15 protein-coding genes are annotated in these 14,588 nt (G+C 71.7%); 9 read left to right on the top strand and 6 right to left on the bottom strand.

What is annotated here, in order from left to right; translation table 11 throughout:
• Positions 1-5 precede the first annotated feature (5 nt).
• The 3 genes from ACESM1_RS10285 to ACESM1_RS10275 are packed head-to-tail and all read right to left on the bottom strand — an operon-like array spanning position 6 to position 3,458.
• Complete coding sequence (locus ACESM1_RS10285; RefSeq protein ID WP_372619776.1) at positions 6-1,580, bottom strand: alkaline phosphatase family protein; 1,575 nt, start codon at positions 1,578-1,580, stop codon at positions 6-8.
• An 8-nt stretch (positions 1,581-1,588) separates the two neighbouring features.
• On the bottom strand, positions 1,589-2,551 hold the full coding sequence (locus ACESM1_RS10280; RefSeq protein ID WP_372619775.1) for a tripartite tricarboxylate transporter substrate binding protein: 963 nt from the start codon (positions 2,549-2,551) through the stop codon (positions 1,589-1,591).
• A gap of 37 nt (positions 2,552-2,588) precedes the next feature.
• Complete coding sequence (locus ACESM1_RS10275; protein ID WP_372619774.1) at positions 2,589-3,458, bottom strand: fumarylacetoacetate hydrolase family protein; 870 nt, start codon at positions 3,456-3,458, stop codon at positions 2,589-2,591.
• Positions 3,459-3,518: 60 nt separating this feature from the next.
• Between ACESM1_RS10275 and ACESM1_RS10270 the strand changes: the two genes are divergently transcribed.
• Positions 3,519-4,187 (top strand): GntR family transcriptional regulator, encoded by a 669-nt coding sequence (locus ACESM1_RS10270; protein ID WP_372619772.1) that lies wholly within the window; start codon positions 3,519-3,521, stop codon positions 4,185-4,187.
• Positions 4,188-4,189: 2 nt separating this feature from the next.
• Here ACESM1_RS10270 and ACESM1_RS10265 read toward each other — a convergent pair whose 3' ends face one another.
• The gene (locus ACESM1_RS10265; RefSeq protein ID WP_372619770.1) at positions 4,190-5,311 is read right to left on the bottom strand and encodes a PepSY-associated TM helix domain-containing protein; all 1,122 of its coding nucleotides are present in this window, start codon (positions 5,309-5,311) and stop codon (positions 4,190-4,192) included.
• Between the two features lie 168 nt (positions 5,312-5,479).
• Here ACESM1_RS10265 and maiA point away from each other — a divergent pair, with 168 nt between their 5' ends.
• The 6 genes from maiA (at position 5,480) to ACESM1_RS10235 (ending at position 10,403) form a co-directional block, all read left to right on the top strand.
• Positions 5,480-6,130, top strand: coding sequence for a maleylacetoacetate isomerase (gene maiA / locus ACESM1_RS10260; protein ID WP_372619769.1), 651 nt, complete (start codon positions 5,480-5,482; stop codon positions 6,128-6,130).
• Between the two features lie 80 nt (positions 6,131-6,210).
• On the top strand, positions 6,211-6,801 hold the full coding sequence (locus ACESM1_RS10255; protein WP_372619767.1) for a carboxymuconolactone decarboxylase family protein: 591 nt from the start codon (positions 6,211-6,213) through the stop codon (positions 6,799-6,801).
• A complete protein-coding gene (locus ACESM1_RS10250) occupies positions 6,794-7,765 on the top strand; it encodes a tripartite tricarboxylate transporter substrate-binding protein (RefSeq protein WP_372619765.1) in 972 nt (323 codons plus the stop codon). Before ACESM1_RS10255 ends, ACESM1_RS10250 begins: the two co-directional genes overlap by 8 nt.
• Positions 7,766-7,825: 60 nt before the next feature.
• Positions 7,826-8,791: a Bug family tripartite tricarboxylate transporter substrate binding protein gene (locus ACESM1_RS10245; RefSeq protein WP_372619764.1), complete on the top strand. Its 966-nt coding sequence runs from the start codon at positions 7,826-7,828 to the stop codon at positions 8,789-8,791.
• Entirely contained in the window at positions 8,791-9,777 is a 987-nt protein-coding gene (locus ACESM1_RS10240; RefSeq protein ID WP_372619762.1) for an ABC transporter substrate-binding protein, read from the top strand. Before ACESM1_RS10245 ends, ACESM1_RS10240 begins: the two co-directional genes overlap by 1 nt.
• Before the next feature lie 14 nt (positions 9,778-9,791).
• The gene (locus ACESM1_RS10235; RefSeq protein WP_372619760.1) at positions 9,792-10,403 is read left to right on the top strand and encodes a 2-hydroxychromene-2-carboxylate isomerase; all 612 of its coding nucleotides are present in this window, start codon (positions 9,792-9,794) and stop codon (positions 10,401-10,403) included.
• A 29-nt stretch (positions 10,404-10,432) separates the two neighbouring features.
• On the opposite strand, the gene ACESM1_RS10230 is transcribed toward ACESM1_RS10235, so the two are convergent.
• Positions 10,433-11,692, bottom strand: coding sequence for a D-amino acid dehydrogenase (locus tag ACESM1_RS10230; protein WP_372619758.1), 1,260 nt, complete (start codon positions 11,690-11,692; stop codon positions 10,433-10,435).
• Between the two features lie 134 nt (positions 11,693-11,826).
• Between ACESM1_RS10230 and ACESM1_RS10225 the strand changes: the two genes are divergently transcribed.
• Positions 11,827-12,264 (top strand): Lrp/AsnC family transcriptional regulator, encoded by a 438-nt coding sequence (locus tag ACESM1_RS10225; RefSeq protein WP_372619756.1) that lies wholly within the window; start codon positions 11,827-11,829, stop codon positions 12,262-12,264.
• 66 nt (positions 12,265-12,330) lie between these two features.
• On the opposite strand, the gene ACESM1_RS10220 is transcribed toward ACESM1_RS10225, so the two are convergent.
• On the bottom strand, positions 12,331-13,248 hold the full coding sequence (locus tag ACESM1_RS10220) for an NAD(P)/FAD-dependent oxidoreductase (protein WP_372619754.1): 918 nt from the start codon (positions 13,246-13,248) through the stop codon (positions 12,331-12,333).
• Positions 13,249-13,376: 128 nt separating this feature from the next.
• Here ACESM1_RS10220 and ACESM1_RS10215 point away from each other — a divergent pair, with 128 nt between their 5' ends.
• Complete coding sequence (locus tag ACESM1_RS10215) at positions 13,377-14,477, top strand: YihY/virulence factor BrkB family protein (protein WP_372619752.1); 1,101 nt, start codon at positions 13,377-13,379, stop codon at positions 14,475-14,477.
• Positions 14,478-14,588: the final 111 nt, after the last annotated feature.

Here is a 14,588-nt window from a genome sequence, read left to right as displayed (position 1 = left end):
TCTCCCTACCATTCGCCGATGATCACGCCGTTCGCGCGGGCGCCATCGGTTCTTGCCTCGACATCCTCGTCGCTGACCGTGATGCGGTTGCGCCGGTCGGCGAGGCGCGCGAAGAGCTTCGCGTGCAGATCCGCACGAACCGCGGCGTGCGCAGGATCGCGGCCGAGGTCCACCAGCTCATCCGGATCGCTTTCCAGGTCGAAGAGCTGCGCGCGGTCGAAGGCCTTGAAGGCTACGTATTTCCAGCGCGCGGTGCGGATCATCCAGCACTTCGCCTCCTGCGCGCCGAGGCCCAGGATCCTGCGCGCGCGATAGAAGGCGAAGTCGAGCTCGCTGAACACCGCATCGCGCCAGGCGGGGTTCGCGCCATGCAGCAGCGGCAGCAGCGAGCGGCCTTCGAGGCGATGCGTCGGCAGCTTCACGCCCATTGCGTCGAGGAACGTCGGCACCAGGTCGATCGCCTCCACCATGCGCGCGTCCACCGTGCCGCGTGTGGCGTCTGCTTCGGCGGAGGGATCCACGATGATCAGCGGGATGCGCAGGCTGCATTCGTGGAACAGCTCCTTCTCGCCCATCCAGTGGTCGCCGAGATAGTCACCGTGATCGGAGGTGAAGACGATGATCGTATCGTCGAGCCGGCCCTGCGCGTCGAGCGCGGCGATGACTCGCCCGACATGGTCGTCGATCTGCTTCACCAGGCCCATGTAGCCGGGCAGGACATTGGCGCGGACCTCGTCGCGGCCGAACGCCTGCGCAGCGTCCATCGCCAGGAAGGCGCCATAGACGGGGTGCGGGTCCCCGCGCTCGGCCGCGTGCTTCACCGCGGGCAGGAAGTGCTGTGGGCCATACATCGCGTGATAGGGCGCGGGCGCGATATAGGGCCAGTGCGGCTTGATGTAGGAGAGGTGCAGCAGCCAGGGGCGCTCGCCGCTTTCGCGGATGAAGTCGATGGCGCGGTCGGTCATCCACGCCGTCTCGCTATGTTCCTCCTTCACGCGGGCGGGCAGGTGGCAATTGCGCAGCGACCAGCCGGAGAGGATTTCTCCCTGTGACCCCTCGGCCGAGTTGGCCCAGCTGTGCCAGGGATTCTCGCCGTCATAGCCCTGCGCGCGCAGGAACTGGTTGTAGCGCAGCGAGGGGCCGGTACGCTTGTCCGGGTGCTCGCCATCGTCGCGCTCGAAGGGCTCGAACCCGCCTTCGGCGATGGTCACGCCGAGTTCGCTCTCCCGCGCCAGGCCGAGCCGCGCCATGCCCTCGCCGTCCGGTATGATGTGGGTCTTGCCGGCGACGGCGACGCGCATGCCGGTCGGGCGCAGGTAGTCGCCGAGCGTGTATTCGCCGATCGGCAGCGGCACGAAGTTCCAGCTTGCGCCGTGGCTGTGCACGGTGCGCCCGGTGTAGAAGGACATGCGCGAGGGGCCGCAGACCGGCGACTGCACGAAGGCGCGGTCGAAGCGCACCCCACGCCGCGCCAGCGCGTCGATATGCGGCGTTTCCAGATGCGGATGGCCGTAGCAGGACAGGTAGTCCCAGCGGAGCTGGTCCGCCATGATGAAGAGGATGTTCCGCGGGCGGCCCATGGATGCGCTCAGTCCACCGTCACGCCGACGAAGCGCACCACCTCGCCCCAGATCCGCGCCTCGCGCTGCACGAAAGTCTGCGCTGCCGCGCCGTTGAGGCCCGTCGTCGTCAGCCCGGCCGTGGCGAGGCGCGCGCGCAGCGCCGGCGTGGCGAGCATCTGCGCGCAGGCCGCTTCCAGCTTCGCCATGCCTGCCCCGTCGAAGCCATGCGGCGCGAAGAGGCCGTTCCAGGCGCCGACGTCGAAATCCGGGAATCCCTGCTCGGCGACGGTCGGCACATCGGGCAGCGAGGGATCGCGCCGCGCACTGCCGACGGCGACCGCCCGCACCTGCCCGCCGCGGATCAGCCCCATCGCGGTGGGCAGCGCCACCACGGCCATCGGCACGTGCCCCGCCGCGACCGCACCGACCGCCTGCGCCGGCGGAAAGGCGACGTGCTGCACCTCCACCTGCGCGAGCCGACGGAACAGCAGCTCCGCCCCCAGCCGCGGCACCGTCCCGGCGCCGGAGGAGGCGTAGTCCAGCGGCCTGGCGCGCGCCATCGCCAGCAGGTCCCCCAGGTTCCGTGCCGGGCTGTCCGCGCGCACGATGAAGGCGGCGGGCGTGGTGGCGATGATCGCAATGGCGCGGAAATCCTCGACGGTGTAGCCGGCCGAGCGGAACAGGGTCGGGTTCACCGCGAAGGCCGCGCCATGGACCAGCAGCGTGTGGCCGTCATTCGCGCCGCGCACAGCGTTGGCCGCGATGTTGCCGCTGGCGCCGCCGCGATTCTCCACCACCACCGGCTGGCCGAGCGCCGGCGCCACCGCCTCGGCCAGCGCACGTGCAGCGATGTCGGTGGCGCTCCCGGGCGGGAAGCCGACGACGAAGCGCACCGGCCGTTCCGGCCACGCGGCATGGGCGAGACGCGGGCCGACCAGGGTCGCGGCGGCGGCGAGCGCCGCACGGCGGCCGAAGGCGATGCGTGTCATCGGTTGTTCCCTCCCACTTGGCGCAAGCCGGGCGCGGTCAGGCTGCGAAGGCGGGATCGTCCGCGACGGTGTTGCGCAGCACGCCGATCCCTTCGACCTCGACCTCCACCAGCATGCCGGGCGCCAGGAACAGCGGCGGCTTGCGCGCATAGCCGACGCCGGACGGCGTGCCGGTGGCGATCACATCGCCCGGCTCCAGCGTCATCACCTCCGACAGGATCGCGATGCAGCGCGCGACGGGGAAGATCATGTCGCCGGTCGTGCTGTCCTGCACGGTCTGGCCGTCCACGCGCGTGGTGATGCGCAGCGGCGCTGCGCCGGCGGGCAGTTCGTCGGGCGTGACGAGCTCCGGCCCGAAGGCGCCGGTGGCGTCGAAGTTCTTGCCCATCGTCCATTGCGTGGATTTGCGCTGGTAGTCGCGCAGCGAGCCGTCGTTGAACAGGCTGTAGGCGCCGACATGGTCGAGCGCATCCGCCTCCTTGACGCAGCGCGCGGTCCTGCCGATGACGACCGCGAGCTCGGCTTCGTAGTCGAGCTTCGTCGAGCAGCCGGGCCGCAGCATCGGCGCCTCCGGCCCGACCAGCGAGCTCTGCACCCGCAGAAACACCGCCGGATAGTCGGGAATGGGATTGCCGCCTTCCTTGGCGTGCAGCGCGTAGTTCAGCCCGATGCAGACCACCTTGCCAGGCCGCGAGATCGGCATGAGCAGCTTCAGCCCCGCCATCGGCCGGCGCGCGGACGACTCCGCAGCCGCGGCGGCGAGGCGCCCCCGCAGCTCCGCGCCCCCAGCCAGGATGGCGGCGGGATCCTCCGGGAAGCCGGACAGCGCCGAGACCGGCACCACCGCATCGCCGATGCGCACCCCGGTGGCTGCGCGGTCTCCATCCTCGAAACGCAGGAGGCGCATGACTTGGTTTCCTCTCGGCAGAACTGGCCTAAATGGGTTTTTATCGATAGAATGTGCTTCATGCAAGCGAGTACCGACGACGGCCTCACGCTCCAGGTGCATCGACAGCTGCGCAGCGACCTGCTGCTCGGCCGCATCGCGCCGGGGACCAAGCTGAAGGTCCAGGCGCTCAGCGCCACCTACGGCGCCAGCGCCAGCCCCGTGCGGGAGGCGCTGTCCTCGCTCGCCGCCGAGGGGCTGGTGCAGCGAATCGAGGGCCGCGGCTTCCGCGCCGCCCCCGCCACGGTCGAGGATTTCGACGAACTCGTGCGCGCCCGCTGCTGGCTCGAGGAAGTGGTGCTGCGCGAGAGCATCGCGGCCGGCGACGCGGCGTGGGAGGAGGCGCTGGTGGTGGCACGCTGGCGGTTCGCCCGCATCCCGCGCTCAGGCAGCGCCGAGCGCTTCGCGCCCAACCCGGCCTGGGAGGCCGCGCATGGCGCCTTCCACCAGGCGCTGCTCGCGGCCTGCCCCTCCTCGACCCTGCGCGACATGGCGGAGGCGCTGCGCGAGCGCGCGGAGCGTTATCGCGCGCTGGCCAATGCGGTGGCCTATCCCGGCCGCGACATCGCTGCCGAGCATGAGGCGATCGCCGAGGCGGCGCTGGCCCGCGATGCGACGCGCGCCGTTGCGCTGCTGCAGGACCATTACCGCCGCACGGCAGGCTTCCTGCGCAACGCGCTGGCGGCGTGATCTCAGGAGCGGCGCGGCACCAGCAGCAGCGGCCGCACCAGCCTGCGCCAGGCCAGCGCCAGGCCGGTATAGACGAGGAAGATCGCGGCCATCGAGGCGAGGCCCGCCAGCGTCTGCCCGGTCCCGCCATAGACCTCGCCGGTGTGCAGGAAGCGCAGGAAGGCGCGCGCGCGCTGCGCCGGCGGGGCCTCCGCGCTGCCGCGGCGGAGAAGGACGCTGCCATCGGCGCGCGAGAGGGTGAGCGCCGTCTGGCGATCGAACTGCGCACCGTTGCCGGTGTCCACGCGCAGCTCGGCCGTGGCGGCGTCGGGCGCGGGGATGCGCAGCGACAGGGTGCGGTATTCCGGGATCTGGGCGCCGGCGACGGCAAGCAGGCGCGCCGCCGTCACCGACTCACCCGGCACAAGCGGGGCGGCGACCGTTGCGCCACGCGCCGCCGGCGGCGCCTCGCCGGAGACGCGCTGCAACAGCGCGCCGGCCCAGGAATAGGAGATCACCACACCGGAGACGACGATCGCCAGCAGCGGCAGGAAGGCCCAGGCGGCGAAGACGTGGTGCCAGTTGTAGTCGCGCGCCTTGCCAGCCGGCAGGCTCGTGCGGAACAGCAGCTTCGGCCGGATCGCCACCCATCGCCAGACCCGCGGCCACCAGAGATAGGCGCCCGAGGCCAGGATGAAGAGGAAGGCGAGATTGGCCGCGCCGGTGATGCCACGCCCGGTGGCGCGCGCCTCGCCGGACATCGCCAGCCAGCGGTGCAGCGCGGTCACGGTCGCGAAGAACGCCTTGGTCCGCTCGGCCGGTCCCTGTAGCACCTCGCCGGAATAGGGATCGAGCAGGAAGGCCACGCGCCGGCCGGAGAGCACCCGGATCGGCGCCGCCGGATCGCGCGCGAAGACCACGCCGTGCCCGGGCGCGGCGCCGTGCGCGAGGGCGGCGGCAAGCACCGCATCGGGCTCCAGCGGCGCCCGGCCGGCCGGCGCCGAGACCGCCTGGTTCTCGGCGAAGGCGACGATCTGCCGCTCATAGGTCAGCAGCACGCCGGTCGCCGAGAGCAGCAGGATAACGAGGCCGGTCTCCACGCCCACGATCAGGTGGGACCAGAACACGGCGCGCTTGAATGTCATGGCTGGACCTGCCCGATACCGGAGGCACTCTAGCGCCGTCCGTTGTGTCGTTCTGTTGCCGATCGTCCTTTGTGGTTTCGCTGCCGCGGCGCCGCGGCCCGCCGCGCGATTGACAGGTGCACCCACCCTCCGCCGTCATGCCGCGGCGAGCCCAGGAGGAGAGGGATCATGGACGCGGCGCTGACACTGCACGGCTATTTCCGGTCCTCCGCCGCCTGGCGGGTGAGGATCGCGCTGGAGCTCAAGGGCATCCCCTACGCCCAGACTTCCCGCCACCTGCGCCGCGGCGAGCAATCGGCGCCCGACTTCCTCGCGCTGAACCGCCAGGGCCTGGTGCCGGCGCTGGAGGTCGAGGGCCAGGGCGCGCTGGCGCAGTCGCTGGCGATCGTCGAATGGCTGGAAGAGACGCAGCCAGGTGCGAAGCTGCTGCCGGCGGATCCCTGGGACCGGGCGCGGGTGCGGGCGCTCGGGCAGATCATCGCCTGCGAGGTGCATCCGATCCAGAACCTGCGCGTGCTGCAATACCTGAAGCGCGAACTCGGCCAGGAACAGCCGGCGATCGACGCCTGGGCACGGCACTGGATCGCGCTCGGCCTGGAGGCGTTCGAGGCACGCCTTGGGGAGAAGGAGAGCGGCCGCTTCTGCCATGGCGATGTGCCGGGGCTGGCCGATCTCTGCCTGGTGCCGCAACTCGGCAATGCGCGGCGCTTCGGGCTGGACCTCGCAGCCTATCCGCGGATCCTGGCTGTGGAAGCGGCCTGCATGGCCCTGCCCGCCTTCCGCAAATCCGCGCCGGAAGTGCAGCCGGACGCCGAGTAGATGTCGCCTTGCCGGCCGGCCGACTGCCGGAAAGAATGGGTGCAACGCGGGGCGCGACCCTCCGCGCCGGGAGGAAACGCATGCCGCTGATCGAACCGCTGCCGGAGGATCACAACCCGGATCTCGTGGACCTGATCCAGTTCTTCCGCGGCCCGCTCGGTACCGTGCCGAACTCGGTGCTGACCATGCAGCGCCGGCCCGCCATTGCGCGCGCCTTCACCGAGCTGAACAAGGCGGTGATGGCGAACCATGGCCGCGTCACCGCCGAGCAGAAGCGGCTGATCGGCTACCTGGCCTCCCACACCGCCGGCTGCCACTACTGCGAGGCGCATACCATCCTCGCCGCCGAGCGCTTCGGCGCCACGCCGGAACGGCTTGCCGATATCTGGTCCTACGGCACCAGCCTGCACTTCACCGTTGCGGAGCGCGCCGCCTTCGACTTCGCGATCGCCGCGGCCTCCGTGCCCAACGCCGTGACGCCGGCGATCGCCGCGGCGCTGCGCGCGCATTGGACCGAGGACGAGATCGTCGAGATCCTCGGCGTCGTCGCGATGTTCGGCTTCCTGAACCGCTGGAACGATTCCATGGGCACCACGCTCGAGCCGATCGGCATCGCGGCCGGCGAGAAGAACCTGGCACGGGAGGGGTGGGATGTCGGCAAGCATGTCTAGGATGGGGCGCCGCGGGCTGCTCGGCGGGGCGCTGGCGCTGCCGGGACTCGGGCTGGGGCTGCGCGCCGCGGCACAATCCGCGCGGGCGCTCACCATCGTCGCGCCCTTCCCGGCGGGCGGGTCCTCCGACATCCTGGCGCGGGTGGTGGCCGAACGGCTCGGGCCGATGCTCGGGCGCAGCGTGGTGGTGGAGAATGTCAGCGGCGCCGGCGGGCGCATCGCCGCGCGCGGGGTGGAGGCGGCCGCACCCGATGGCACGCGGCTGCTGCTGGCCAATACCTCGGTGGCGGCGCTGACGCCGCTCAGCGATCCGCAGGCCGGCTATGATCCGCTGCGCTTCGTCCCGGTCGCGGGGGCGGCGGAATTCGCCGCCGGGCTGGCCAGCGGGCCGATGACGGGCGCGACGACGCTCGCCGAGCTCACGGCCTGGCTGCGCGCCAATCCCACGCGGGCGAATTACGGCGTGCCCGCCACCGGCAGCCTGCCGCACCTGACCGGCATCCTTTATGGCCGCGTCATCGGGCTGGAACTGACCGTCGTGCCCTATCGCGGCGGTGCGCCGATCGCGCAGGACCTGCTGGCGGGCAATCTCGCGGTGGGCATCGCGGCGGCGGCGGATTTCGCCGGCGTGCACCAGGGCGGCCGGGCGCGGCTGCTGGCGGTGACGGGCACGCGGCGGTCGCCGGGCCTGCCGGATGTGCCGACCTTCACCGAGGCGGGGCTCGCAGGCTTCGAGGCGAATGCCTGGACCGGTTTCTTCGCACCGCCCGACACGCCCGAGGCGCTGGTCGCACCGATCGGCGCGGCGATCCGCACCATCCTGGCCGATGCCACCGTGCGTGCGCGGCTGGAGCAGGTGGCGCTGATCCCGGCGCCGTCCGACGGAACGGCCCTTCGTGGCTGGCTGGAGCGCGACCGTGCTGCGTTCAGGCCGTTGCTCGCAGCCGCGGGGCTCGGCCGGTAGCTTGCCGGAACGGCCGCGCCGGGCCAGCCTCTCCGCCCCGATCTCCTGGAGCGACGACGCATGATCACCCGACGCGGCCTTGGCCTGCTGGCCGCTGCCTTGCCGCTGCCTGCCCTTGCGCAAGGCTGGCCGGCGCGCACGATCTCCATCGTGGTGCCCTTCCCGCCGGGCGGGTCGAACGACCTGCTGGCGCGCCCCATGGCCGCGAAGCTGCAGCAGGCGCTCGGCGGGCACTCGGTGGTGGTGGACAATCGGGGCGGCGCGGGCGGCACGGTCGGGGCGGCCTTCGTGGCGCGCAGCCCGGCCGATGGCCACACGCTGATGTGGGGGCATGTCGGCACGCTGGCGGTCAATCCCTGGATCTATCCCAACATCCCCTACGACGTGCTGCGCGACTTCACGCCCGTCGCGCTCTGCGCCACGCTGCCCGGCGTGCTGGTGGTGCATCCCTCGGTCGGGGTGCGCAGCGCGGAAGATTTCGTCGCCCTCGCCAAGGCGAACCCGGGCACCATCGAGTATGGCAGCGCGGGCAACGGGTCGGCCTCGCACATCACCATGGCGGCTTTCGCCGATGCGGCCGGCATCGAGCTGGTCCATGTGCCCTATCGCGGCAACGGCCCGATGCTGACGGACCTGCTGGCCGGCCGCGTGAAGTGCAGCTTCGCCGGCGCGCCCGTGGTGCTGCCGGCGGCGCGGGAGAACCGCCTGCTCGCCCTCGCCGTCAGCTCGCGCGAGCCCTCGCCGCTGGTGCCCGGCGTTGCGCCGGTCAGCGCGCGTGCGGTGCCCGGCTACGACATGGTGCAGTGGCATGGCATCGTCGCACCGGCAGGAACGCCGGCCGCCGTGGTGCAGCGGCTGAACGGCATCATCAACGGCCTGCTCGGAGACGCCGAGATGCAACAGCGCCTGGCGATGGAAGGCGCGGTGGCCGCCCCGCGCACGCCGGAGGGCTTCCGCGAGCTGATCTCGACCGAGCTGGATCGCTTCAAGGTGCTGATCGAGCGCGCCGGCATCCGCCAGGGCTGATGCCGACCCTGACGCTGGCCTGCGGCGACTACGACCGCACGCGCCCGATCCTCGATGGGCGCGTCGCGGTCGCCGGCGCGCGCATCGCGCCGGTGAAGCTGGCCAGCGAGCAGACCTTCCCGCGCGCGGTCACGCGCGCGGAGTTCGACGTGACGGAGCTCTCGCTCTCCTCGCAGATGGTCCAGGTGTCGCGCGGCGAGGGCGAGTATGTCGCGCTGCCGGTCTTCGTCGCGCGCGCCTTCCGCCATGGCTGCATCTACCTGCGGCGCGACGCCGGGATCACAGCGCCGAAGCAGCTGGAAGGCCGCCGCGTCGGCATCCCGGAATACGGCATGACGATGGGCCTCTGGCTGCGCGGCATCCTGGCCGACGAGCACGGCGTGGATGTCAACGGCATCGCCTGGCGCACGGCGGGCACCAACGCCGCCGGCCGCAAGGAACGCCTGCCGCTCGAACTGCCGCCGACGATGGATGTGCGGCCGCTGCCGCCGGATGCGACGCTGAACGCGGCGCTGCTGGACGGCGAGATCGACGCCATCCTCTCGCCGACGCCGCCCGCCGCCTTCGCCGCCGGCGATCCGCGCGTGGTTCGCCTGTTCCCCGATCCGCGGGCCGCGGCCGAGGCTTTCCACCGCCGCACCGGCTTCTTCCCGATCATGCACCTGATGGGCGTGCGGCGGGACGTGCTGGCGCGCGCGCCGGGCATCGGCCGCGCCCTGTTCGAAGCCTTCGCCGCTGCGCAACGCCTGGCGGAGCGGGAATGGGACACGACGCTCGCCGCGAGCTCGCCGGCGACGCTCTTCCCCTTCCTCGCCGAGGAGCGGGCTGCGATGCTGGCGCTGCTCGGCCCCGATCCGTGGGTGCACGGCATCGCCGCCAACCGGGCGGAGCTCGGAGCCCTCTGCCGCTGGTCGCAGGCGCAGCACCTGGCGCGGCGACGCCTGGCGGTGGAGGAATTGTTCGACCCGGCGACGCTCGACACCTGACGAGGAGCACGACCATGGCCGCGCCCGACATCGACTACTACATCTCGCTGAACAGCCCCTGGACGCATCTCGGCGCCGCCCGCATCGAGGCGATCGCGCGGCAGCACGGCGCGCGGCTGCGGGTGTTCCCGGTGGAGTTCGGCGCGGTGATCTTCCCCGCCTCCGGCGGCGTGCCGGTGCCGAAGCGCAGCCCGCAGCGCCAGGCCTACCGGATGGCAGAGCTGCGACGCTGGCGCAGCCATCTCGACATCCCGATCGAGCTCTCGCCCACGCATTTTCCGTTCGACGAGACTCTGGCGGCGCAATGCGTGATCGCGACGCGCGAGCTGACCGGCGACGCGCAGGCCGTGGCACTCGCGCACCGCATCCTGAAGGCGCTGTGGGAGGAGGACGACAATCCCGGCGAGCGCGAGGTGCTGGCACGGCTGATCGCCGAGGTCGGGCTCGATCCCGCCGCGCTGATTGCCGAGGCCGACCGCGACGAATGGGCGAAGCAGCGACGTGCCGACAGCGAGGCCGCGCTCGAAAGCGGCGTGTTCGGCGCGCCGAGCTATGTCATCGAGGACGAGATCTTCTGGGGCCAGGACCGGCTGGAGTTCGTCGCGCGATACCTCGCGCGCGACTGATGGAGCCATACCTCGCCAATGGCTGAGAGCTACGCCGCGGCGTAGCGCGCCAGCGCCAGGTCGTCATGCGCGATCTCCGGCTTGCGGCCGGTGACGAGATCCGCCAGCAGCCGCCCCGAACCGCAGGCCATGGTCCAGCCCAGCGTGCCGTGGCCGGTGTTCAGGAACAGGTTGGCATAGCGCGTCGGGCCGACCACCGGCGTGCCGTCCGGCGTCATCGGGCGCAGGCCGGTCCAGAAGCTCGCCTGCGCCAGGTCGCCGCCGCGCGGGAAGAGGTCGGCGACGGAATGCGCCAAGGTCTCGCGCCGCGGCTTGCGCAGCCGCAGCGAGAAACCCGCCAGCTCGGCGGTGCCGCCCACCCGGATCCGGTCGCCGAGCCGGGTGATCGCCACCTTGTAGGTTTCGTCCATCACCGTGGAGACCGGTGCGGCGGCTTCCTCGGTGACCGGCAGCGTCAGGGAATAGCCCTTCACGGGATAGACCGGCACATGCACGGCCAATGGCTTCAGCAGCGCCGGCGTGTAGCTGCCCATCGCCACCACATAGCGATCCGCTGTGAAGCGTCCGGCGCTGGTCTCGACGCCGGTGACGGCGCCGGCCTCGGTGGTCAGCGCATTGATCGTGACGCCGTGGCGGAAGGTGACGCCGGCATTCGCCGCCAGCGCGGCAAGCCGCTGGGTGAACAGGAAGGCGTCGCCCGTCTCGTCGCCCGGCAGCTGCAGCCCGCCGACGAACTTCCCGGGCACCAGGCCAAGCGCCGGCTCCGCACCGACGCAACCGGCGGCGTCGAGCAGGCTGTGCCGCACGCCGAACGCCTTCAGCACCTCGACATCGGCCCCGACCGCGTCGAGCTGCTTCTGGGTGCGGAACAGCTGCAGCGTGCCCCTGGTGCGCTCGTCATAGGCGATGCCGGTCTCGGCGCGCAGTTCCTTCAGGCAATCGCGGGAGAACTCGGCCAGCCGCACCATGCGCGCCTTGTTCACGCCGTAGGCGGCCTCGGTGCAGTTCGCCAGCATCTGGCCGAGCCAGCGGTACAGCCCGCCATCGAGCTGCGGCCACAGCACCAGCGGGCGGTGGCGCATCATCAGCCATTTCAGCGCCTTCACCGGGATGCCGGGGCCGGCCCAGGGCGCCGAATAGCCGGGGGAGACCTGGCCGGCATTGGCGAAGCTGGTCTCCATCCCCGGCGCGGGCTGGCGGTCCAGCACCGTCACCTCGTGGCCGGCGCGCGCCAAGTACCAGGCGCTCGCCACGCCGACCACGCCGGAACCGAGAACCAGGACCCGCATCGCAACGCTCCCACCAACGGAACGCCGGCAGCATAGCCGCAGCGATCGGCGAATTTCCGGCGGATCCGGCGCATGGGATGGCGGAATGACCCAGGTTGTCGCAGAATATTGCGTCTTTCCGCAGGATCTGCCGCATGGATGAGCTCGACCGCGCGATCATCCGCGAACTCCGCCGCGACGGCCGCATGCCCAACGCCGCGCTGGCCGAGGCGGTGGGCCTCTCGCCCTCCGCCTGCCTTCGCCGGCTGCGGCTGCTGGAGCGCCAGGGGACCATCCGCGGCTACACCGTGGTGGTGGAGGAACCGCCGGCACGCGACAGCGTCACCGTGATCGTCCAGATCACACTGGAACGCCAGACGGACGAGCATCTCCGCCGCTTCGAGGACGCGGTGCGGAAGTGCCCCGAGGTGCGCGAGTGCCACCTGATGACCGGCATGTCCGACTACCTGCTGCGCGTGGAGGCGCGCGATGCCGCCGATTACGAGCGCATCCACAAGGAGGCGCTGTCGCGCATGCCGGGCGTGGCGCGCATCCAGTCAAGCTTCGCCATCCGGACGGTGATCCGCGGCTGAACGGCGCTGCGGCGGTTTGTAGAGCGGATTCACGCCTCCGGGCTTTCACGCCTCCGGCGATCCGCTCTATCCCTCCTGCTCGCGGTCCGCGGCGCAGGCATTGTGGATGCGCGTGGCCGCGATCGCCGCATGGCCCATGCCGACCACGATCTGGTCGAGCCCCGCCACGATGTCGCCCGCGGCATAGAGGCCCGGCACGCTGGTCATCATGCCGGCATCCACGCGCAGCGAGCCGTTCGGCTCCTGCACGGCGCCGAGCGCCTCGGCCAGGCTGGTTCGGTAGCGCAGGCCGAGGGCGGAATAGAGGATCTCGAAGCGCAGTTCCGCCTCGTCCACGCGCACCGCGGCGATGCGCCCGCCCTGGACGTCGAGGCCGATCACCGGCCGTTCCTCGATGCGCACGCGGTGGCGATCCAGCCGCGCACGCAGAGCGCCATCGAGTTCCATCGGCTGGCCGAGCGTGAGCAGCGTCACGTCCTCGGAATAGCTGCGCGCGATGAACAGCGCCTCGCCAGCGCCGCGCGCGCCATGGCCGATCACGGCGATGCGCCGGTCGCGGCTCTCGAATCCGTCGCAGATCGGACAGTAGCGCACCAGGCCGCGCCGCACCGCGTCCGGCAGGTCCGGCAAGGCGGGCTCCACATCCACCGCGCCGGTCGCGAGCACCACGTTCCGCGCGCGGATCGGCACGTGCTGCTCGGGCGTGGCGACGAAGCCCTCGGCGTCGCGCTCCAGCCTCGCGATGCGGGCAGCGATGACCGGCACGCCGTAGCGCGCCAGGTGCTCCCGCTGGCGGGCCAGGATCTCCGGGCCGGGAATGCCCTCGGCGAAGAAGGGGATATTGTGGCTGGCCGGGATCCAGGCGGCGCGCGGCTCGCCGGCATCGGCCAGCGCCACGCGCCGGCGGAAGCGGGCGAGGTAAAGCGCCGCGGTCATGCCCGCCGGGCCGCCGCCGATCACCAGCGCATCGAGGGTGTCTTGCATCCTGTGGCAACGCCCGGGGGGCCGCGGGGCTTCATGTCGCGGCACCATTGCCGCTCCGCCGCGTTGCGCCCCGCGACAGACGCAGCGCGGGAGCCCCCCCGCGACGCATGCCTTGCGGGAGACACGACATGGCCCGGAACCCTGGCCCCCCCACGCCTTGGATGGTCCTCGCCGCCGCGATGGCGGGCTGGCTGGCCGTCGGCGCCGCGCGGCAGCAGCAGGGCTCAGCCCACTCCAAGGCACCGCTGCGCGCGGTGGGGCGGCGGCGGCGGCGGCTTGGCCAGCGGCACGCCGCACTCGGCCACGATGCCGCACAGCCGCAGGAGATCCCCGGCCGCGGCTGGTGGCAGATCCTGAAGCGCACCATGAAGGAGGCGGGCAACGACCGGCTGCTGACGGAGGCGGCGGGCATCACCTTCTACACGCTGTTGGCGCTGTTCCCGGCCATCGCGGCGCTGGTTTCGATCTACGGCCTGGTCGCCAACCCCGAGACGGTGCAGCAGCAGGTGCAGGCGCTGTCCGGGGTGGTGCCGGGCGGCGGGATGCAGATCATCGAGGAACAGGTCACGCGCGTGGCGAGCCAGCCGGGTGGCACGCTTGGCTTCGGCGTTGCGCTCGGCCTGCTGGTGTCGCTGTGGAGCGCCAACGCCGCCACGAAGGCCGTCTTCGACTCGCTCAACGTCATCTACGAGGAGGAGGAGAAGCGCGGCTTCGTGAAGCGCACCCTGGTCACCCTCGCCTTCACGCTGGGCTTCCTGCTTTTCGCCGTGCTGGCGATGGCCGCCGTGCTCGTGCTGCCGGTGGTGCTCGGCTATCTCGGCCTCGGCACCACGGTCGAGTGGCTGCTGCATGTCGGGCGCTGGCCGCTGCTGGCGGTGGCGGTGGCGCTGGTGCTGGCCGCGCTCTACCGCTACGGGCCGAGCCGGGAGACGGCGCGGTGGCAATGGGTGAGCTGGGGCAGCGTGGTGGCCTCCGTGATGTGGCTGCTCGCTTCGCTCGGCTTCTCCTGGTACGTGGCCAATTTCGGCAGCTACAACGAAACCTACGGCTCGCTCGGCGCGGTGATCGGCTTCATGACCTGGATCTGGATTTCCGCCGCCGTGGTGCTGTTCGGCGCCGAACTGAATGCCGAGATGGAGCATCAGACCGCTCGGGACACCACCACCGGGCCGGAACGCCCGATCGGCGATCGTGACGCCGAGATGGCCGACCGCGTCGCCCGCCCCTGACGGGGCGTGTCTCGGTTCGGCCTAGACCGGCGCGGCAAGCCGCGGCGCCGGCGGCCAGACTGAGACACTGGGGACGCAAGCGGATTGTTGCACCCGGCCGCGCCCTGCATG

Origin of the sequence: Falsiroseomonas sp., from assembly GCF_041690465.1 — a bacterium.
Lineage (GTDB): Bacteria > Pseudomonadota > Alphaproteobacteria > Acetobacterales > Acetobacteraceae > Falsiroseomonas.
The sequence above is the reverse complement of the archived record's forward strand: the minus strand, read 5'-3'. Positions and strand labels throughout refer to the sequence as shown.